General features: G+C 58.1%; 19 protein-coding genes and 1 tRNA gene. 9 read left to right on the forward strand and 11 right to left on the reverse strand.

Annotation, left to right across the window (positions count from 1 at the left end):
• The first annotated feature begins 243 nt into the window (after positions 1-243).
• Entirely contained in the window at positions 244-1,482 is a 1,239-nt protein-coding gene (locus OX460_RS12570) for a lipopolysaccharide biosynthesis protein (RefSeq protein ID WP_289898825.1), read from the forward strand.
• A gap of 212 nt (positions 1,483-1,694) precedes the next feature.
• Here OX460_RS12570 and OX460_RS12575 read toward each other — a convergent pair whose 3' ends face one another.
• Positions 1,695-3,242: a DEAD/DEAH box helicase gene (locus tag OX460_RS12575; RefSeq protein WP_289898826.1), complete on the reverse strand. Its 1,548-nt coding sequence runs from the start codon at positions 3,240-3,242 to the stop codon at positions 1,695-1,697.
• 375 nt (positions 3,243-3,617) lie between these two features.
• Between OX460_RS12575 and OX460_RS12580 the strand changes: the two genes are divergently transcribed.
• Positions 3,618-3,836, forward strand: a complete 219-nt coding sequence (locus tag OX460_RS12580; protein ID WP_289898827.1) for an oxidoreductase-like domain-containing protein — start codon at positions 3,618-3,620, stop codon at positions 3,834-3,836.
• A gap of 8 nt (positions 3,837-3,844) precedes the next feature.
• Here OX460_RS12580 and OX460_RS12585 read toward each other — a convergent pair whose 3' ends face one another.
• On the reverse strand, positions 3,845-5,530 hold the full coding sequence (locus tag OX460_RS12585; RefSeq protein WP_289898828.1) for a methyl-accepting chemotaxis protein: 1,686 nt from the start codon (positions 5,528-5,530) through the stop codon (positions 3,845-3,847).
• Positions 5,531-6,080: 550 nt separating this feature from the next.
• Here OX460_RS12585 and OX460_RS12590 point away from each other — a divergent pair.
• A complete protein-coding gene (locus OX460_RS12590; protein WP_035828139.1) occupies positions 6,081-6,800 on the forward strand; it encodes a Crp/Fnr family transcriptional regulator in 720 nt (239 codons plus the stop codon).
• Between the two features lie 68 nt (positions 6,801-6,868).
• On the forward strand, positions 6,869-7,474 hold the full coding sequence (locus OX460_RS12595; protein WP_289898829.1) for a glutathione S-transferase: 606 nt from the start codon (positions 6,869-6,871) through the stop codon (positions 7,472-7,474).
• A gap of 11 nt (positions 7,475-7,485) precedes the next feature.
• Here the strand turns inward: OX460_RS12595 and OX460_RS12600 are convergent, their stop codons facing one another.
• Positions 7,486-7,902, reverse strand: coding sequence for a GFA family protein (locus tag OX460_RS12600; protein ID WP_289898830.1), 417 nt, complete (start codon positions 7,900-7,902; stop codon positions 7,486-7,488).
• A 120-nt stretch (positions 7,903-8,022) separates the two neighbouring features.
• On the opposite strand from OX460_RS12600, the gene OX460_RS12605 reads away from it, so the two are divergent.
• The 3 genes from OX460_RS12605 to OX460_RS12615 are packed head-to-tail and all read left to right on the forward strand — an operon-like array spanning position 8,023 to position 9,400.
• Positions 8,023-8,517: a DUF4265 domain-containing protein gene (locus tag OX460_RS12605; RefSeq protein WP_099666653.1), complete on the forward strand. Its 495-nt coding sequence runs from the start codon at positions 8,023-8,025 to the stop codon at positions 8,515-8,517.
• A gap of 32 nt (positions 8,518-8,549) precedes the next feature.
• On the forward strand, positions 8,550-9,011 hold the full coding sequence (locus OX460_RS12610; RefSeq protein ID WP_289898831.1) for a BPSL0067 family protein: 462 nt from the start codon (positions 8,550-8,552) through the stop codon (positions 9,009-9,011).
• Positions 9,008-9,400 (forward strand): STY0301 family protein, encoded by a 393-nt coding sequence (locus OX460_RS12615; RefSeq protein ID WP_289898832.1) that lies wholly within the window; start codon positions 9,008-9,010, stop codon positions 9,398-9,400. Before OX460_RS12610 ends, OX460_RS12615 begins: the two co-directional genes overlap by 4 nt.
• 67 nt (positions 9,401-9,467) lie before the next feature.
• Here the strand turns inward: OX460_RS12615 and OX460_RS12620 are convergent, their stop codons facing one another.
• Together OX460_RS12620 and OX460_RS12625 are read right to left on the reverse strand one after the other, a co-directional pair.
• A complete protein-coding gene (locus tag OX460_RS12620) occupies positions 9,468-9,980 on the reverse strand; it encodes a DUF2947 family protein (RefSeq protein ID WP_289898833.1) in 513 nt (170 codons plus the stop codon).
• 5 nt (positions 9,981-9,985) lie between these two features.
• Positions 9,986-10,711 (reverse strand): pyridoxine 5'-phosphate synthase, encoded by a 726-nt coding sequence (locus tag OX460_RS12625; RefSeq protein ID WP_289898834.1) that lies wholly within the window; start codon positions 10,709-10,711, stop codon positions 9,986-9,988.
• Between the two features lie 131 nt (positions 10,712-10,842).
• Between OX460_RS12625 and OX460_RS12630 the strand changes: the two genes are divergently transcribed.
• Both OX460_RS12630 and OX460_RS12635 read left to right on the forward strand, forming a co-directional pair.
• On the forward strand, positions 10,843-11,556 hold the full coding sequence (locus tag OX460_RS12630) for a YjjG family noncanonical pyrimidine nucleotidase (RefSeq protein WP_289898835.1): 714 nt from the start codon (positions 10,843-10,845) through the stop codon (positions 11,554-11,556).
• Positions 11,557-11,653: 97 nt separating this feature from the next.
• On the forward strand, positions 11,654-12,130 hold the full coding sequence (locus tag OX460_RS12635) for a DUF2726 domain-containing protein (RefSeq protein ID WP_289898836.1): 477 nt from the start codon (positions 11,654-11,656) through the stop codon (positions 12,128-12,130).
• Positions 12,131-12,146: 16 nt separating this feature from the next.
• Here OX460_RS12635 and OX460_RS12640 read toward each other — a convergent pair whose 3' ends face one another.
• From OX460_RS12640 to dnaG, 6 genes are all read right to left on the reverse strand, one after another.
• Positions 12,147-12,482, reverse strand: a complete 336-nt coding sequence (locus OX460_RS12640) for an FKBP-type peptidyl-prolyl cis-trans isomerase (RefSeq protein WP_289898837.1) — start codon at positions 12,480-12,482, stop codon at positions 12,147-12,149.
• 263 nt (positions 12,483-12,745) lie between these two features.
• Positions 12,746-13,597, reverse strand: a complete 852-nt coding sequence (locus OX460_RS12645) for a hypothetical protein (RefSeq protein WP_289898838.1) — start codon at positions 13,595-13,597, stop codon at positions 12,746-12,748.
• Positions 13,598-13,659: 62 nt separating this feature from the next.
• A complete protein-coding gene (locus OX460_RS12650) occupies positions 13,660-14,487 on the reverse strand; it encodes a site-specific integrase (RefSeq protein WP_289898839.1) in 828 nt (275 codons plus the stop codon).
• Between the two features lie 498 nt (positions 14,488-14,985).
• Positions 14,986-15,064 (reverse strand) — tRNA-Ile (locus OX460_RS12655).
• A 109-nt stretch (positions 15,065-15,173) separates the two neighbouring features.
• Entirely contained in the window at positions 15,174-17,414 is a 2,241-nt protein-coding gene (rpoD, locus tag OX460_RS12660) for an RNA polymerase sigma factor RpoD (RefSeq protein ID WP_099666644.1), read from the reverse strand.
• A gap of 464 nt (positions 17,415-17,878) precedes the next feature.
• The gene (dnaG, locus tag OX460_RS12665) at positions 17,879-19,675 is read right to left on the reverse strand and encodes a DNA primase (protein WP_099666643.1); all 1,797 of its coding nucleotides are present in this window, start codon (positions 19,673-19,675) and stop codon (positions 17,879-17,881) included.
• Positions 19,676-19,691 lie beyond the last annotated feature (16 nt).

Consider the following 19,691-nt stretch of genomic DNA (forward strand, 5'->3'; position numbering starts at 1 on the left):
CTCGCAATATAAGAACCAACATCGATTATTGTCCTTGGCACATTTTTTTCACTCAATAGCAATCAAATTGTTCCTCAAGAATAACCGTAGAGAACTCATGCCCCTCAGGTAATGCATACCGCGAAATCATATTCACCCGGCATCCTCAGGCAGGACTGAGCGACATGGCAGACTAGCCCTTTGAAACATCCTTGCCACTTTTATCTTGAAAATGGCGAGCTGGAAAATTAAAAAAGAGAACTTATGGAAAAGCATGACGAATTGAATGAATCGGAAGTTTACGTTGAAGATGATGACTTCAATTTGACAAATTTCCTCACTATCTTATGGCAGTCGCGTGGCGTTATTCTGGCGGGAACCGCCTTGGTGGCGATACTCGGCACATCCAGCGCCTTATTCCTTGGCAAATACCAAAGTGAAGGTTTTTTACAGTTCGGCGGCGCCATTCCCGAGAAAAAAATAGAGAAAGATGGAAAGGAAGTCAAAGAACAGGCGCCCGGTATCGCTTTGGCTGACTACAAGCGCTTTTCATCGCCATTAAACACCAGCGAACGCTTTAATGAATTTATCAGGCAAAACAATATAGAGAATGACCCTACTGTCATCGCGTTGAGCCAGACATTTGCCGCGCGCGGGGGGATTGCCAAGGTGATCGAACCGATCTTTCCGTTCACCAAGCTTGATGCCAAAGAATTGATGAGCAGCACCAAGGACGCTGACAACAATGTCATCGCCGTTTCCATCAACTACGCGGCCAAGACACCGGAAAGCGCGCAACAAGCAGTGAGCTTGCTTGGCCGATATACAGTCGACACCATTGTCTACATGATTTATACGGATATTTTGCGCTTTAAAAATTCCGAAATTTCCGCTGCCATTACCAAGCTGGATAATAAAATCATTGAAAACAAGGAAAAAATCGACTCGTATCAGCGCAAAGGCGTCAGGCTCAAGCAAATCGTGACGCGCTATCCGGACGCTGCCAGCCAGGCTTCCCGCCAGCTTGTATCAATCACCGAAGATACGGCGCGCTACCTGTCGCCGCTCAGCCAGCTGATGACCAGCGAAGTCGAGATTACTGAAGCGAATGAAGCCATCTACAAGGCAAAGCGGGAACAAAAGCAGTATATGATACTCGCAGAGTATTATGATCGCGCGAAAGCATTGGCCGAGAGCACAAAATCTGGCGAAGCTATTCTGCGCGGACTGGAACCAATCAAGAAAACCGTCTTTAGCGGCAAGGATATGGAAGACGAAACGATCAAGGAAGTCTATAACAAGATCAGTGTCGATAATAGTTCCGCCATTAGTCTCTATCTGGAAAAAACACGCTTTATTGCTGGCCCCAGCTTGCCCAAGAATCGGACAACCCGTACCTCAGTTGCCCTGCTAGGCAGCCTGCTGGCAGGCTTGAGCATCTCCATCTTGTTCGTGCTGGGGCGTCGTTGGTGGCAGAATAACCGTCAACAGCTGCAAGGCTGATTGCGGTAGTACAACACGCACGCCGGCGCCACCAACTGGTTCGACAGCCGTCAATATCCGGCGGCCACGACCATCTCAAGGCCGGCGGTAGCGTCTCCGCCTCTTCATCATAAAAAAACCCAAAAAGTGCGCATTGAACTTTTTGGGTTTCATTCATCAATTCAGGCACTGTTGCTACCCGAACGACCATGGGTAGCAGCCAGTCGCGACAGTCAGCTCTTCAACAAGCCACCCAGCAACGCGGCCACCTTCTGCTTCGGCTTGGCCGCGGCAGGCGCCATGCTGGCGGCAGCCGGGGCTGCTGCCTTGGCGGGCTCATACGGCTTCAGGAACCAGGGATCGGCCTTTTCGCGGCGGGCGCCGGGACCAAAGGCGGGACGCGCACCGCGCTCGACGGAGCGGCTGTCGCGACTCTCGCCGGCATGGCGGCTCTCGGGTGCGCGCGCAGGACGCGCCTCGCCGCCTTCGCTGCGGCGCGGCGGACGGCGCTCGCTGTCGCTGCTGCGGGCAGGAGCCGGATTGAAGCCCGTCAATTCACCGCGCTTGATGCTTTGCTTGATGAGTTTCTCGATATCGGCCAGCAAGCGCTCGTCTTTATCCGAGTAGATCGAAATGGCGTCGCCCGAGGCGCCGGCGCGGCCCGTGCGGCCGATACGGTGCACATAGTCTTCCGCGTTGTACGGCAAGTCGAAGTTGATGACGCAAGGCAAGTCGGAAATATCCAGGCCGCGCGCCGCCACGTCGGTGGCCACCAGCACGTCGATCTCGCCCTTCTTGAACGCTTCCAGCGCCGCCATGCGTTCCTGCTGGCTCTTGTCGCCATGAATCGCCGTGGCGCTCATGCCTTCCTGTTCCAGCACGCGGGCCAGGCGCGAAGCGCCGATCTTGGTATTCGAGAATACGATGACCTGCTTCAGGTCGCGCTGGCGCAGCAGATGGGCGACCAGGGCATGCTTATCGCCTTCCGTCACCTTGTACACCACCTGCGTGACCTTGTCGGCCGTCTGGTTGCTGCGCGCCACTTCGATCGTCAGCGGATCGTTGAGGAACGTGGCAGCCAGCTTCTTGATTTCTGGCGAGAACGTGGCCGAGAACATCAGGTTCTGGCGCTGTTTCGGCAGCAAGTTGATGATGCGTTGCAAGTCCGGCAAGAAGCCCATGTCCAGCATGCGGTCGGCTTCATCCATGACCAGCATCTGCACCTGGCTCAGGCTGATGTTCTTTTGCTCGATATGGTCAAGCAGGCGGCCCGGCGTGGCGATGACGATTTCCACGCCGCCGCGCAGGATGACGGTTTGCGGCTTCATGTCCATGCCGCCGAAGACGACGGTCGAGCGCAACGGCGTGTGCTTGGCGTAGGCCTTGACGTTTTCGGCCACCTGCACCGCCAGCTCACGCGTCGGCGTGAGGATCAGGGCGCGCACCGGATGGCGTGCCGGCGACATGCTGCTGCTGGCATGCGCCATCAGCAACTGGATGATCGGCAAGGAAAAACCGGCCGTCTTGCCGGTGCCCGTCTGCGCGGCCCCCATTACATCGCGGCCTTGCAGCACCACGGGGATCGCTTGTTCCTGGATCGGTGTCGGATGGGTGTAACCCTGGTCGGTCAGTGCGCGCTGGATTTCAGGCGCGAGGCCAAAGTCGGCAAAAGTCAGGCTGGGCGCCACGGCTGCGGCAGGTGCTGGTGCGGGTGCAGCGGCGGGCGCCGCTTCAGGGGCAATCGCCGGGCTGGGCGTAGGAGTCGATTCGGTTTCAGACATAAATTTTCTGGTGTGCCTCCGCACTGCGGAAGCCATGCTTTCTCAATAAACAACATTTCGGGGCACAGGCAGCTCCGTCTTGCAAGCCATGGATCATTGTTCTTGCGGCACCTCCGTGCTCCGGGACATGCTGTAGGGCGTATGCGGGAGCGTCGAAGAGATGTGCTGCGATGGCGGCGGAGATCGCGCCGGCGGAACATCGCGCGCAGAAGATACAATATCAGTGCTGTAAACGATACCCTAATTCACCGCAACTGTACACGGAAACCGTGATTTTTGAGCAAAAAGCGTTCCAGCAACGGCCCGCCGGGATGCCGTATGATGGCAACTTCGATGCCAGCTCCGATGCCTCTTCCGCCGCCCCCTGCCCTCACCATGCCCACCCCGCCTCTGCCCCACGATCCGCCACCGCAAGCGCCCAGCAAACCGGGTAATGACGAGTGTTGCCACAGCGGTTGCACCTTTTGCGTGCTGGAAATGTACCAGGAAGACCTGGCCGCCTACGAAGAGGCCCTGAGGGCGTGGCAACAGCGCCAGCAAGCCGCGGCAGCCCCCGCCCCTCAGGGCATCAGGAAAGCGCGCAAGCGCGCTTAATTTCTGAATTAAAAGCTTTCCCACTCATCCACTGGCGCCGCGCGGCGCGCCGTGCCGGCCAGTTGACGCGGCGCAGGTGCCGGCGCCACGGTTGCCGGCGTCTTGACGGTGACAGGCGCGCGCGGCCCGGTTGCAACGGTACTGGCTGCGTCGAGCTTGAAGATGCTGACCACGGCGCTCAGGCTGGCGGCCTGCTCCTGCATCGATTCGGCCGCTGCCGCCGCCTCTTCCACCAGGGCCGCATTTTGCTGCGTCACCTGGTCCATCTGGGCGATGGCCTGGTTGACCTGCTCGATACCGGCGCTCTGCTCGCTGCTGGCGGCCGTGATCTCGCTCATGATGTCCGTCACACGGGTGATGCTGGCAACGATGTCATCCATCGTGCGGCCCGCCTGGTCCACCAGCTTCGATCCCGCCTCGACTTTCTCGACCGAATCGCCGATCAGGACCTTGATATCCTTGGCCGCTGCGGCCGAGCGCTGCGCCAGGTTGCGCACTTCCGTGGCCACGACGGCAAAGCCCCGTCCCTGTTCGCCCGCCCTGGCCGCCTCGACGGCCGCATTCAGGGCCAGGATATTGGTCTGGAATGCAATGCCGTCGATAACGGCGATGATGTCGACGATCTTGCGCGACGAGGCATTGATCGACGCCATCGTGCCCACCACTTCGCCGACCACCTTGCCTCCCTCGATGGCGATACTCGACGAGGTCAGCGCCATGGTGTTGGCCTGGCGCGCATTGTCCGCGTTCTGTTTCACGGTCGACGTCAACTCTTCCATCGAAGAGGCCGTTTCTTCCAGTGAACTGGCCTGCTCCTCCGTGCGCGACGACAAATCCTGGTTGCCGGCGGCAATCTGGCTCGACGCCGTGGCGATGGTATCGGTGCCGCTGCGCACCTGGCCCACCAGGTTTTGCAGGCTGGCATTCATGTCTTTCAGGGCCTGCATCAATTGCCCCGTTTCGTCTTGCGATTGCACAACGATATGCGCCGTCAAATCGCCGGCCGCCACCTGGCGCGCCACGCCGACGGCCGCGATCAGCGGACGCGCCACGCTGCGCGCCACCCACAGCGCCAGCAGCATGCCGATGACGACGATGCCTACCAGCAAGCCGATCAGGCTGGCGCGCGAGGCCGCATAGGTTGCGTCGGCGCTGGCGCTCGAGCGCACGCCGCCATCCGTATTGATCGACACCAGTTTATCGAGGACCGTCATCATGTCCGTCATGACCTGGGCCGACGGCCCCACGGCCAGCGCGCGCGCCTCTTCCTTTTTCATCTCGCGCGACAGGCTCAGCATGGTTGCGTGCAGGCGCATGAATTCATCGTTGAGCGCCAGGAAGCGCTCGAACACTTCCTTCTCGCCCGGTTCCGAAATCAGGCTGCGGTACTTGTCGCCGTCCACCTTCAGCTTGGCCTGGGTTTCCGTCATGCGCGTTTCATTCTGCGCCATGTCGGCATCCTGTGCGGCCAGCATGTGCGCCAGTTCCCAGCGGCGGAAATCGCTGACGTCGCTGCGCATGGACATGGCCGCCAGCACGCTGGGCATCCAATTATCAGACAGATCCGTCGACGCGGTATTGATGCGCGCCATGGAAAAGATCGCCGACACGCCCAGCGCGGCCGTCAACAACAGCACGGCGCCAAACGACAAGATCAGCTTGGTGGCAATTTTCAAATCAAAAAACCATTTCATGCGTTGCTTTCCTTCATAAACGGGTAAACGGGACAAGACCGCGGGACAAGACAGCCGCACGCTGGCAAAGGCACGGCGCGCGCAGTGAGGGCAGGCTGCGGGAAAGGGAGCGGTGCTGGAGAGCAAGTGCAGCAACTCATACCGGCACAAACCAAATTTCCGCAGTGCAACATTTTATCACCGTCGCACCAGACGCAGAGTGGTTTGATCGCGGCATGCGGCCAAAGTTCGCGGATAACGCGACGTATTTTTGTCCAGGCACGGCTGTTTCCACAGGGAAAAAAGCAGGAACAGGCGTAGGAGTCGGATGACACGAGGCAATGTTCCTAGCCTACATAAGCGCGTCGGCTCATCCGATGCCCGTCCACAGCCCCCGGTTCTATAGTGGATACAAGATTCAGCACAACGCTAGCAAGCCAGAAAAGCAGCGCCATCCAACAAAATCAGAAGACGAGGCCCTACCATGTACAAAGCTTATAGCAACCTGACACCAGCAACGAATACCCACGCCGCCGTCCAGCACAACTGGCAAGCCGCTCCCGCCACGCCCATGATCAGCATCACGGGCGCGCAACAGAACGAATTGCTGCGCGCTTTGTCGCGCGCCGATCTGGAGCGCCTGTTTTGCCAACTGGAATTGGTCGCTTTGCCTGCCGGCAAGCACCTGTTCGACTGTGGCGGCAAGATTGAATACACGTACTTCCCCACCAACGCCATCGTTTCCCTGCTGTATGTGATGGAAGACGGCGCCACCACCGAGATCGCCGTCATCGGCCGCGAAGGCGTGGCCGGCGTGGTACTGTACGAAGCCGAGCGCGCCACCTGCACGGCCATCGTGCAAACGGCCGGCTACGGTTACCGCCTGAAAACAGCCTTCCTGCGCGAAGTGTTCAATGAAGGCGGCGCGCTGGCGCAATTGCTGATGCGCTATACCAGCGCCATGTTTGCGCAAATGGCACAGAACGTGGTGGGCGGCCGTCATTGCAGCATCGAGCAAAAGCTGTGCCGCTGGCTGCTCGACCGCCTCGACCGTTCGCTGTCGAACGAGCTGAAGGTGACGCAAGACACCATGGCCAACATGCTGGGCGTGCGCCGCGAAAGCGTCACCGTCACGGCCCGCAAGCTGCAGGACGAAGGCTTGATCCAGTACCGCCGCGGCACGGTCGAAGTGCTCGACCGCGAAGGCCTGGAAGCGGCCGCCGGCAATTGCTACAAGGCAGCCCGCGCCGGTTTCGAACAATTCCGCAGCGGCATCAGCGCACACAATTAAGCAGGACGCTGGCCAGCGGGCAGGCAAGCGGGTATCGTAGATACTCCTGACTACCCCGGAGACTGGCCATGAAACTGATCGGCATGCTCGACTCGCCCTATGTGCGCAGGGTCGCCATCTGTTTGCAACTGCAGGGAATTTCCTACGAGCACTTGCCGCTCTCCGTGTTCCGCAACATGGATGCCGTGCGCGAGATCAACCCCGTCATCAAGGTACCGACCCTGGTACTGGACGACGGGCAAGTGCTGATGGATTCCACCTTGATCCTGCAATATCTGTCGCTGCTGCGTCCGGACACCGCCGTCCCCGCCCTCGCCGACAGCGTGCGCGCGCTGCGCCTGACGGGCCTGGCCCTGGCCGCCTATGAAAAAGCCGTGCAGATCGTCTACGAACGCAAGCTGCGTCCGCTCGACAAGCAACACGCGCCGTGGCTGGAACGGGTCAGCATGCAGCTGCATGCCGCCTGGAACGCGCTGGAACAGGAATGCGCGCACCTGCCCCTGCCTGGCGAGACTGGCAGTATCGACCAGGCGGGCGTGACCATCGCCGTCGGCTGGAGCTTCGCCCAGCTGGAAACGTCCGATATCGTCAAACCCAGCGATTACCCGGCCATCCACGCCTACACGCGCTCGGCGGAAACCTTGCCCGCCTTCCTGGCCACGCCGCCAGTCTGACGCGCCGCAGGCTATTTGCCTGCGCCGCCCGGCCCGGGTATAGCGACGGCCGGATCGAAGTGCCACCAGAGCGGCCTGACATCGTCAAACGCGTGATAGTCGGGAGCAAAGGCCGCCCGGGCAGGATCATCAAAACTGCCCACCAGCAAGGCCACCGTCGGCGCATCGTCGATGGCGCCGACGGAACTGCCGCACGCGGCGCAAAATGCCCGGCTGGAATACTCGGAAGAACGGTATGTTGCCGGTGCACCGGCCGTACCCGTCCAGCGCACTTGATCGCGCGCAAACTCCACCCACGCCACCGTCGGCGCGCCCGTATGCTGCTGGCAATTGCGGCAGGAACAGCTGTGCGGATTGCTGCCCTCGCCTGTCGCTTCAAAGCGCACCGCGCCACACAGACAGCCGCCTGTTTGCACCACATTCTCCATCGCTTCTCCTCGTTTGCACCGTTGCGTGCCCTGCCAGCAGATACGTACCCGGTACAATATTGCCATAAACCCACCCTGGCGCAGCCCAAAGTACGCGGCGCCGGCATTATGAAAGAATAAATGGAAGACATCAATTGCGAAGGCTTGCCGCACATCCGCGTACTGGCAGGCGAAAACACCAGCGGTCCCGTGTATGAAACCCTGCCGGCGCGCCAGATCGACGAGCACGTCTACGAACTGCTGGCCTCGCCCGGCCTGACCCTGAACCTGGCGCGCGGCGACATCGTCAACATCGCCGACCCGCTCGCCCCCGCCGAAGTACTGAAGCGCGGCGGCAACTTCTGCATCCATATCTACGACGCCGACGACGTGTCGCAAGAGGCAGTGGACCAGCTCGAACGCGACGTGCAAAGCCAGCTGGGCGGCACCCTGGATGGCCAGTACAAGGGCAACCTCACCTTCAGCGTGCCGGGACACCACGGCATCTACAACGTCAACGGTCCCTTTGACGCCTTCCGCGAAGCGACGGGCGTGGAATGGTACTTCGCCAATATCTACGTCAACCTCGATGACGACGATGATGAAACCTTGCTCAACTGGTGGGTGGATATGTAAGCATGCCCGTGCGCCAGGCGGAGCCATGACACATGTCAATGTTCTGTATTGCTCTGGCACACATCAAGGTGCTTGCCCGCGCCTTGCATACGCTCTCTCTATCGTCAACCACAGAGAGCAACGATATGCCCTACATTGCGCGCGCCGACTATGCGAAGCAAAAAGAAATCGTGGGAAATGGCGAGTGCGTCACGCTGGCAAGGCGCCTCACCGGCGCCCGTGCCTCTTCGCTTTGGCGCGAAGGTGACAAAGTGCCGGACCTGCTGGAACACGGCGGCATCGCGAAAGGCACGCTGATTGCCACCTTCGTCAATGGCCGCTATCAGAATCTGCGGCAGGGCAATCATGCGGCGCTGTTCATCCGCCAGGTACCTGGCGGCATAGAAATTTTCGACCAGTGGCGTCACCACAAGCCCGGCGCCCGCGTGATCTACTTCGGCCGTTCGGCGGCCGGGGCATCGAATCGTCCCGAACTCTATTCGGTAGTGGAATGAAGCTGCTCGCACTGTTGGCATTGGCCATCGCTGCCGCGGCGATGCAGTCAGCTAACGCAGCCCCCCTTTCTTGCCCGCAAGCGCCTCCCTCAAGCTGGAACCTGCCGGCCAGCAAGCTCGATGGCGTACGCGTGCTGTCCTATCCGGCAGATCAGCCGCCAGCAGCGGGCGACGCCTTGCCTATCCTGGCCCCGGACAAGGAATGGACACGCAACGGCACCTTGCATCAACGCTGGGACATCAATTTTGATGCGCCCGAGTATCTGTTTCAGGTGGACTGCCTGTATGCGGGTACCGAACGCTACCTGCGCATGGCTTTGCCAGGCGTCAAACAGTGCGTCGCAGCCATTGCACAGCGAACGAAAATGGTCAGGTTTCAGTGCAATTAGACAACGCGCCTGGCATTCAGCGCAGTGGATACCGCTACCGAATGGACGCATGAGTCTATCGTTCCCGTTAAACGGACTGCAGCTTGTCCTCGCCACCCGCCAGCGCTCCATGTGGCTGGCACCAGACGAACTTGCCTGTCACTGGCTGGTACAGCAAGGGACTTTCATCGGCAATGGCCAGCAAGCAAGGCCAGCATGCGGCAAGCGCGGCGGGTGTCAGCGCATAGGCGCGCGCCCGGCTGGCCATGAACAGGACGGGTGCCGCCCCGGCAGCGTGAAAGTGGGAAGCGAGAAACGCGGCCACGCATCCTGATTGCGCCGGGTGCTCGCTGGAAACGGCGTCAAACTCGGCCAGCCAGTCCGGCCCCGCTACCGTTGGCTGCAGGCGGTGTCCCTCGCGCAACTGCAACGGGTGCGTTTCATCGGGCTGGGCCGACACAAGGCGCGTCCACAACTGCGCCGCGGCGTGGGGCGTCAGCGCTTGCACTTGCGCCCGCATCTGTGCGGGGATGGAGAAATCGGCATCGAAGAACGGCCAGTCCGCTTCAGGTTGCAGCGGCCGGCCAGCATCGTCCTCCAAGACTCCTACGATTGACATATCTCAAGGTAGCGGCCCAGCACCTTGTCCATGCCCTGCTCGATGCACTCGACCACCAGCGCGTGGCCGATCGACACTTCCAGGATGCCGGGAATGTCCAGGAAACGCGCCAGGTTGTGCAGATCGAGATCATGCCCGGCATTCACGCCCAGTCCCAGCGCCTGCGCCCGCCGCGCCGCCTGCAGATACGTATCGAATACGGCATCGCCGTGCCCGCTGCCATGGCTTTCGGCAAACCGCTCCGTGTACAGCTCGACCCGCGCCGCGCCCACTTCGCGCGCCCATTCCAGCGCCGGGTAGTCGGCATCGACAAACAGGCTGACGCGGATGCCCAGGTCATTCAATTCCGCAATGACGGGACGCAGCAGCGCTGCGTGCTGCTCGATGTCCCAGCCGTGATCGGACGTCAATTGCCCCGGCATGTCCGGCACCAGGGTGCATTGCGCCGGGCGCGCACTTTTCACTATTTCCAGAAATTCCGCCGTCGGATACCCCTCCACATTCAGCTCGCGCCCCCGCTCCGCGCACAGGCGCTGCAACGGGGCAACATCGTCGTAGCGGGCATGGCGCTGGTCAGGGCGCGGATGCAAGGTGATGCCGGCGGCGCCCAGGTCGAGAAAGCGCGCGGAAAATGCGAGCAGGTCCGGGAAGTTGCGGCCGCGCGAATTGCGCAGCAAGGCGATTTTATTGACGTTGACGGAGAGCTGGGTCATGTGCGGGTATGGAATGAGGGTAACAGGTGTGGCAGCGATTGTAGCGGATCGCCCGCGCAGGGCACGACCAACCGAACTCAGCGCTACGTGCTACGATGCAAGATAGATTTCCACGCTTTCAACAACACGCCATGAAATACAAATTATTCCTGTTTGACCTGGACGATACCCTGCTCGACTTCCGGGCATCCGAAAAACGCTCGTTCCTGCACACCATGCACGAACTGGGCTTGCGCGACGGCATCGACGGCTTGTTTTCCCAATACCAAGAGATCAACGTCGACCTGTGGAAACGTTTCGAAACGGGTGACGTGAGCAAGGATTTCCTGAAGGTGGAGCGCTTCCGCAAGACGTTTGCACTGAACCACATCGCCATCGACCCGGAACTGGCCAGCCGGCTGTATCTGGACTCCCTGCCGGACACGGTCGTGCTCATCGATGGTGCCAAACAAGTGTGCGAAACCTTGTCGCGCATCGGCGAAGTGGGCATCATCACCAACGGCGTCGAGTCCATCCAGAACCGCCGCATCGCCGCCTCCGGCCTGGGCGACTACATTTCCTTCGTCGCCACCTCCGAAGCGTGCGGCCACGCCAAGCCGGACGTGCGTTTCTTCGAATACGCGGCCGACATGGCGCGCGCATGCAGCAAGGACGCGACCATCATCATCGGCGACCGCCTGGACGCCGACATCCTGGGCGCCAACCGCTACGGCATCGACAGCTGCTGGTTCAACCCGGACAGCATGGCCAATACCTCGGCCGCCATCCCTACCTATGAAGTGGCCAGCCTGCAAGACATCGTGCCGGCGCTGGACGTGATGCAGATCAACTTGAAACAGGCTTGATCTTCAACAAAGGCTGCACCTGAAATACGCCGGCAGCGGCACGAAAACACGCCGCTGTTCGCGTACCATCAGGATTCGTCCATCCTGATGCCTGCCCATGCCTTCCTATACCGTCCTGCTCGCCATCGCGGCCTTGCTCCTGCTCTTTGCCATGCTGGCCGTGCGCGGAAACGCGAAGTCCCGTGCACCGCTGCGGCTGCACAGAAAACCCGTCATGACGGCGCGCGAGCAGCAGATGTACCACCTGCTGCAAACGGCCTTGCCGGAATGCACGGTCCTGGCGCAAGTGGCGTTTTCCGCGCTGGTGACAGCGAAAGGATGGGCGAACAGAAACCGTTTCGACCGCAAGGTGGCCGATTTTGTCCTGTGCAGCCAGCAACTGAACGTCATCGCCGTGATCGAGCTCGACGACAGCAGCCACAACCGCCGCGAACGCCAGGACAAGGAGCGCAACGCCATGCTCAGGCTGGCCGGCTATGTGACCTTGCGCTATGCCAATTTCCCCACGCAGCAGGCGCTGCGCGCCGATGTCGAGCAATTGCTGCTGAAAAAAGCCGGCGTCGTATCGGCCTGATGACACCATCCAAACATCAATCGCGCGTCAGCACTTCCAGCAACTCGATCTCGAAGACCAAATTGGAGTTTGGCGGAATCAAGCCCACCTGCCGCTCGCCATACGCCAGCTCTGCCGGCACCCACAGCTTGCGCGTGCCGCCCACCTGCATGCCCTGCAAGCCCAGAATCCAGCCCTGGATTACCTTGTTATTGCTCAACACGCAGCGAAAAGGTTCACCCCGCTTGTGCGACGAGTCAAACTCCGTCCCATCTTCCAGCCAGCCCCGGTAGTGCGCCGTAATCAGCGCACCGCGCGCCGCCGGCTTGCCGTCACCGACCACGATATCGTCCATCTTCACTTCAGCCGTCATCTCATTTCATCCTTGATAAATCGCAATGCCGCGATTGTACGACAGCACGAAAAAAGCCCCGGCAGTCACCCGCCGGGGCTCGTTCTATTGCTGCAAATTCTGGTGGGCCTTCCGTGAGTCGAACACGGCACCAACGGATTATGAGACACATGCTCTATCGCGACACAAAGACATGGGCAAGAGGGAAATTATACCATTGCCGAAAAACAACTCTTCATTTAGCTAAAAATATTAGAATCGGACACTAGTGCAAAAGATAGAAATTACATTTTATATATCTTAGTTACGAGAGTCTTATTAGCATCACTATCTGCCGAACCCCACAATATTTCAAATATAATATCTATTTTATCTTTAAATTCATCAGAAATCTCCCAAGAAATAATTTCTGAATCCTCCGGATCCAATGTAAAACAAACAATCCCAAGAGAACCAAAAACAGAGGACAAGCATTGAAAAACAACATAAATTAAATTTTCAGTAAATATACTGCTTTTATATCCATCATCAAAATCCTTCATTACCGAGAATACAGAATTTATATGATCATCAAATTTCTTAATTCCTCTAGCTTTAAGAAAGTATGAAAAGAAACATAGATATAAAATTGCCTGCTTGGGCAAATATACTTTAAGAAATGAAATTACAGAATCCACTCCCATCACTTCAGGGGGAACAGAAGTGGCATTAGAATTATGACTAACAGGTACAATAAATGACCCTGATTTATCGATCCTATTTGAAAGTTCAGTAAGACCATCGTGCGTATTGATAACATTACTCTCTATAAGAGCTAATTTTTCAGCAATGAGTGTCAGCCCCCCCATTTCTTTCCGCAATGAATTTGCCGAAGCCCCAATATCCTCTTTAATTGTTGCCAACTTTGTTAATTCCGACACCATAGTAGTATTGGTTTGTTGTTGTGCCGCCCCCTGGTAAAAGGCATAAATAATTGCAATAACACCGACAAGAATTCCAACCAATGTTCCACCAAAAGCAAATGCATCTACCACACTTTTAATATCTGAATAACTATATACCAATGAATATACCGTATGAAGAAGTATTAGCTCAGCCAAAACAATAATTAAAACCCAACTAAAATTTATTTTCATACGAAATCCAAATTATTTAACAAAAAAATAAATAAGCATTACTTATGCATATCATTCTCTACTCAAGTAATACAAGGAAGACTATCAGCATAATGGGCGAGATGACCAGCAGAGAAATGAGCGGAACGCCTTACCATCTGCGCACTCTCCCAGCCACCTAACTCTTGCAGCACGTTCAATGGCGTACCATTTTGCACATGCCAGCTTGCCCAAGTGTGCCTTAAATCATGCCATCTAAAATCATCGATACCACACCTCTTTAACGCTTTATACCATGCAACTGTCGTTACTTGGGCCACTGGATCTCCTTTATAGCTAAATACTCGCGTCGGATGCCTACCAAACTGCAATGAAACCACACGTAATGCATCTAGATTTAATGGAACTACGATAGCCTTACGTGTTTTCGACTGGTCAGGATGTATCCAAGCCACGCGCCTAGGCAAATCAACTTGAGACCAACATAGACCTGTGACATTACTTTTACGTAGGCCCGTAGCAAGCGAAAATGCCGTCATTTCAGCTAAGTGAGGCGGCAACTGAGCAAGCAATGACTCTGCCTGACTTTTAGTAAGATAACGAATACGACGGACAGGTTCCCGCAGCAATCTTACTTTAGGCACTACAGGCAACCATTCCCAATCTAGAGATGCGCGAATCAATATGGAACGCAGCAACGCAAGCATCCTATTGACTGTACCGTTTGCAACTCCTGTAGCAATCTTCTTGTGTGCCAACGAGTCAACTACAGGACGCGTGATATCAGCAATAGGAAGGCCGCTTAGATAACTATCAAGCCAGCGAATAATACACTTATCTGATTTCAACGATGCCTTATCTGCTTTCTCGATTAGCCACCGAGCAACGGCGTCATCCCAAGTTTTTTGCATGACACCGTCCACTGGAAAAACCAACTGCGACGACTCCGAAACTCCCATAGCCAGGCGACTCCAAATGTTGCATTGAATAAACTATACAACATTCAAAACGGACATTCATGCACAGTGTTAAGCAAGCCCGGAGCAGTCGCAAGGTAGACAACGCCAAGCCCATTGTTGCACCATGTCTGCAAGCCATCCATGTAATGCCCCTCAATCGTCCGAAAAGCGGCCTACACGGTGGCAGGGTCAAATCCGTCATTCAGACACAAGCCCAACCATAGCCACGTTGAAGAACGATAATGGCCTATCGCGTACGTAATTGCGAATACAAGATCGAACGGTTGACAGAGTGCACGACGCCTCTTATGCACTCCATACCGCTGTAAAGATGAAATTAGTGAGGAAACCAGCTAGCTAATCCGAATGAAAAATCCTTGCGCTGATTGTCATGCGCATAAAAAAGCCCCGGCAGTCACCCGCCGGGGCTCGTTCTATTGCTGCAAATTCTGGTGGGCCTCCCGTGAGTCGAACACGGCACCAACGGATTATGAGTCCGCTGCTCTAACCAAGCATGAGCTAGAGGCCCAGGGGACTGCGGCGTGGCGGCGCTGTTGAAACCCGCCTCGCGCGGCCGTTTTGGAAACGGACACGCGAGGATAGGGGTATCAGGGGCGTACGTCAAGCCCTATTGGCTTCTAGTTGCCTTCCAAGAAGCTTTTCAGCTTGTCGGAGCGCGATGGGTGGCGCAGCTTGCGCAGCGCCTTGGCCTCGATCTGGCGGATGCGCTCGCGCGTCACGTCAAATTGCTTGCCCACTTCTTCCAAGGTGTGATCGGTGGACATCTCGATGCCGAAACGCATGCGCAGCACTTTCGCTTCGCGTGGCGTCAGGGAATCGAGCACGTCCTTGACCACGCCCCGCATGGATGCGTGCAGGGCCGCATCGGCCGGCGCCAGGGTGTTGTTGTCCTCGATGAAGTCGCCCAGATGGGAGTCGTCGTCGTCGCCGATCGGCGTTTCCATCGAGATCGGTTCCTTGGCGATTTTCATGATCTTGCGGATCTTGTCCTCGGGCATTTCCATCTTGATCGCCAGGGTGGCCGGATCGGGTTCCGCACCCGTTTCCTGCAGGATTTGGCGGGAAATCCGGTTCATCTTGTTGATCGTCTCGATCATGTGCACGGGAATGCGGATCGTGCGCGCCTGGTCGGCGATCGAGCGCGTGATGGCCTGGCGAATCCACCAGGTCGCATACGTGGAGAACTTGTAGCCGCGGCGGTACTCGAACTTGTCGACGGCCTTCATCAGGCCGATATTGCCTTCCTGGATCAGGTCGAGGAATTGCAGGCCGCGGTTCGTGTATTTCTTGGCGATCGAAATGACCAGGCGCAAGTTGGCCTCCGTCATTTCGCGCTTGGCCTTGCGCGCCTTCATTTCACCGGCCGCCATCTGGCGGTTGATATTGCGCAAGTCCGGCAACGGCAGCACGACCCTCGCCTGCAGGTCGATCAGGCGCTGCTGCAGTTCCTTGACGGTCGGAATGTTACGGCCCAAGATGGCGCTGTAGGCGTGTCCTGCGTTGACTTCGCCATCGACCCAGTCCAGGTTGGTTTCATTGCCCGGGAAGACCTTGATGAAGTGGGCGCGCGGCATGCCGCAGCGGTTCACGGCCACGTCGAGGATTTGCTTCTCGATATGGCGCACTTCGTCGACCTGGCCGCGCAGGGTGTCGCACAGCTTTTCCACCACCTTGGCCGTGAAGCGGATGCCCAGCAATTCTTGCGATATGGCTTCCTGCGCCTTGGCGTACGGCTTCGAGTTGTAGCCTTCTTTTTCGAAGGCGCGGCGCATCTTGTCGAATTGCTGAGAAATGACGGCGAATTTTTCCAGCGCCGTGCGTTTCAGGGTTTCCAGCTGTTCCGCGGAGAAACCGGCGGCGCCCGACGCGCTCGCTTCTTCTTCTTCTTCTTCTTCCTCTTCTTCCGCTTCGCCTTCTTCCTCGTCTTCTTCGACGGGAGCGGCGACGACAGGGGCGGCGGCGACCGGCTCGTTTTCATCGACGAGACCGTCGACGATTTCGTCGATCTTGATCTCTTCGTTGGCGATGCGGTCGGCAGCGGCGATGATTTCGGCGATCGTCACGGGACAGGCGGAAATGGCCTGGATCATGTCTTTCAAGCCATCTTCGATGCGTTTGGCAATCTCGATCTCGCCTTCGCGCGTCAGCAGCTCGACCGAGCCCATTTCGCGCATATACATGCGCACGGGATCGGTGGTGCGGCCGAAGTCGGAATCGACGGTCGACAGTGCGGCCTCGGCCGCAGCTTCCGCCTCGTCATCGCTGGTGACGACGGCAACGTTATCGGACAGCAACAACGTTTCCGCATCGGGCGCGTGCTCGTAGACGGCGATGCCCATGTCATTGAAGGTACCGATGATGCCTTCGATGGCTTCCGGATCGACGATGTTTTCAGGCAAGTGATCGTTGATTTCCGCATACGTGAGGAAACCGCGTTCCTTGCCGAACTTGATCAATGTCTTGAGTTTCTGGCGCCGGCGCTCGAGTTCTTCCTCGCTCGCTTCCGTATCGGACGAGAACGCGTCCTTCAGCAGCGCGCGCTCTTTCGCCTTGCGGTCCTTGGCCTTGGCCTTGTCGACGGCCTTCAGTTCGGCCCGCTCGACGGCGTTCAGGGCGGCGACTTCATCATTTTCTGGCTGGAATTCTTTTGGCTTGCGGCCGCGGCGGCCTGGCACTTTTACCGACGGCAAGACATAACCGGACGTATCGATGGCTGCCAGGGTGGCAGCGTCGGTGGTCTGGCTGACCACGGGCGCGCTGGTAACGCGCGCTTCTGGCCGGTCGAGCGCCTTTTCGGCTTTCGTGGTAACTTTAGTGGGCTTTGCAGCCGCTTTGGATTCGGGTTTCTTGATTGGCACAGGCGCTTTCGATTACACAACGACTTGCTTTACGGTGGATTAGGATAAAGTTTGCTGCCAGTTCCCTGTCTACCTGCGGGAACCACCATCTTCGAACCTGCCGACTACGCAAATTCGACACTGTTACGTTACTTACACCTCATCGGCCACGATCCGCGGGAAGCGCAGCAATTCCTGTCCACCGGCTGTTGCCAGCCGCCTCGGCAAAAATTCCTGCATCGACCGCGTTGGGAGCGAGAGCCTGGCGCGGCTTGCCAGCGTCTGCGAGCCTTGCCCGCAACGCCGAAAACGCCAGTTGGCCCTGGCTGCCGACACGATCCACCGCGCCGATCAAGAGCCTAACTTACTGAAAACAAATACTATTTACGAAACAGAACTAGCTTGCCAAAGCACACAATACTTAGCATTTAATTATAGCACGCGAAAAATGTTTTTCCAGTGCGCGCCATACCCTCAAGGCAAGGTTAGCGATTCACCAACTCGGCATCGCGCTCGCGCTCCAGCGCCCCTTGCTCCTGCATGATTTCGCGGTAGCGTACACCAATTTTCTCGGATGGCAAACCCGACGCAAACAATTGCTGCAATTCCGCCTTCAAGGCATTCAATTTGATCTCGCGGATGGTGCTCACCAACCACGACAATTCGCTGTCGTAATCGGATTCCGTACCGGCCGCGATCTCGCCGATGATCTCGTCATACTCGCTGCCCAACTCCTTCAACTGCTGCGCCAGCGCGGCAAAACTGCCGTGCTCGCCCAGCGCCTGGCCCACGGCCACCAGTTGCCCCAGGCTGTGCGCCGCATCCGGCCCCAGGTGCTGGAAGGCGGCCAGGGCGGCTTCGTCGATGCGCATCGTCAGGGGCGGATGTGCCACCAGCATGCGCATGATCTTCAATTCCAGGCCGACAGGCACGGGGCGGCCCGATTTCGGCGGCGCGCGGTGCGCCACGGCAACGGGCTTCGCCAGCTCGAACAGGGCTTCGATCTCGGCCGGCGTGGACTGCGTCAGCTGCGCCAGTCCCCGCACGATCTGCAGGCGCAGGGACGACGGCGCCATCAGTTGCAGCAGCGGCTTGGCGTCGAACTGCACGCGGGCGCGCCCTTCCGGTTCCGACAGATCATGCTCGCCCGACACCTCTTTCAGCAAAAATTGCGACAGCGGCATGGCTTCATGCACTTGCTGCTCGAAACCTTCGGCGCCGAATTCGCGGATGTAGCTGTCCGGATCGTGTTCCGACGGCAAGAACAAGAATTTGATGGTCTTATTGTCCGACACGTGGGCCAGGCTCGCTTCCAGCGCGCGGCGGGCGGCGCGGCGGCCGGCCTTGTCGCCGTCGAAGCTGAAAATCACGTTGTCCGTCTGGCGCAGCAGTTTTTGCACGTGCGTGGGCGTGCACGCCGTGCCCAGGGTTGCCACGGCTTGCGGGAAACCCATTTGCGCCAAGGCAACGACGTCCATATAGCCTTCCGTCACCAGCACATAGCCGGCATCGCGGATGGCCTGGCGCGCCTCGAACAGCCCATACAGTTCGAAACCCTTGGAAAACAAGGGGGTTTCCGGCGAGTTCAGGTATTTCGGTTCGCCATGGTCGAGCACGCGGCCGCCAAAGGCGATGACCTGGCCCTTGGTATTGCGAATCGGAAACATGATGCGTTCACGGAAACGGTCGTAACGCTTGCGGTTGTTGCCCTCTTCATCGACCTTGTCGATCACGAGACCGGCCTCGGCCAGGGCCACCACATCGTAATCGGGGAAGACGGAACGCAGGTTGTCCCAGCCGCCGGGCGCGAAGCCCATGCCGAAGCGAGCGGCCACTTCGCCCGTCAAGCCCCGGTTTTTGAGGTAGGCGATGGCTTCCGGCGCGTGGCGCAATTGTCCGCGGTAATAATCGCACGCCTGCGTCATGGCGTCGGACAGGGCCAGGCTCTGCGCCTGGATCTGCGCGCGCTGGGCTGGCGGAATTTTATCGTCCGCTTCCGGCACGACCATGCCCACGTTCTGCGCCAGGTCCTTGACGGCGTCGACAAAGCCCATGCCCGAGTACTCGATCAGGAAGCCGATCGAGGTGCCATGCGCGCCACAGCCGAAGCAGTGATAGAACTGCTTGGTGGGGCTGACGGTAAAGCTGGGCGATTTTTCACTGTGGAAAGGGCACAAGCCCATGAAATTGGCGCCACCTTTTTTCAGTTGCACATAGCGCCCCACGACATCGACGATATCGACGCGGTTGAGCAAATCGGAAATGAAGGATTGAGGTATCACTGGCTAGGGCGGGTCT

Source organism: Janthinobacterium sp. SUN033, from assembly GCF_030397595.1.
Classification (GTDB): domain Bacteria; phylum Pseudomonadota; class Gammaproteobacteria; order Burkholderiales; family Burkholderiaceae_D; genus Janthinobacterium; species Janthinobacterium kumbetense.

Coding starts and splice junctions, on each gene's coding strand:
- OX460_RS12570 (WP_289898825.1), top strand. CDS start 244: ATGGAAAAGCATGACGAATTGAATGAATCGGAAGTTTACGTTGAAGAT.
- OX460_RS12575 (WP_289898826.1), bottom strand. CDS start 3,242: ATGTCTGAAACCGAATCGACTCCTACGCCCAGCCCGGCGATTGCCCCT.
- OX460_RS12580 (WP_289898827.1), top strand. CDS start 3,618: ATGCCCACCCCGCCTCTGCCCCACGATCCGCCACCGCAAGCGCCCAGC.
- OX460_RS12585 (WP_289898828.1), bottom strand. CDS start 5,530: ATGAAATGGTTTTTTGATTTGAAAATTGCCACCAAGCTGATCTTGTCG.
- OX460_RS12590 (WP_035828139.1), top strand. CDS start 6,081: ATGATCAGCATCACGGGCGCGCAACAGAACGAATTGCTGCGCGCTTTG.
- OX460_RS12595 (WP_289898829.1), top strand. CDS start 6,869: ATGAAACTGATCGGCATGCTCGACTCGCCCTATGTGCGCAGGGTCGCC.
- OX460_RS12600 (WP_289898830.1), bottom strand. CDS start 7,902: ATGGAGAATGTGGTGCAAACAGGCGGCTGTCTGTGTGGCGCGGTGCGC.
- OX460_RS12605 (WP_099666653.1), top strand. CDS start 8,023: ATGGAAGACATCAATTGCGAAGGCTTGCCGCACATCCGCGTACTGGCA.
- OX460_RS12610 (WP_289898831.1), top strand. CDS start 8,550: ATGTCAATGTTCTGTATTGCTCTGGCACACATCAAGGTGCTTGCCCGC.
- OX460_RS12615 (WP_289898832.1), top strand. CDS start 9,008: ATGAAGCTGCTCGCACTGTTGGCATTGGCCATCGCTGCCGCGGCGATG.
- OX460_RS12625 (WP_289898834.1), bottom strand. CDS start 10,711: ATGACCCAGCTCTCCGTCAACGTCAATAAAATCGCCTTGCTGCGCAAT.
- OX460_RS12630 (WP_289898835.1), top strand. CDS start 10,843: ATGAAATACAAATTATTCCTGTTTGACCTGGACGATACCCTGCTCGAC.
- OX460_RS12635 (WP_289898836.1), top strand. CDS start 11,654: ATGCCTTCCTATACCGTCCTGCTCGCCATCGCGGCCTTGCTCCTGCTC.
- OX460_RS12640 (WP_289898837.1), bottom strand. CDS start 12,482: ATGACGGCTGAAGTGAAGATGGACGATATCGTGGTCGGTGACGGCAAG.
- OX460_RS12645 (WP_289898838.1), bottom strand. CDS start 13,597: ATGAAAATAAATTTTAGTTGGGTTTTAATTATTGTTTTGGCTGAGCTA.
- OX460_RS12650 (WP_289898839.1), bottom strand. CDS start 14,487: ATGCAAAAAACTTGGGATGACGCCGTTGCTCGGTGGCTAATCGAGAAA.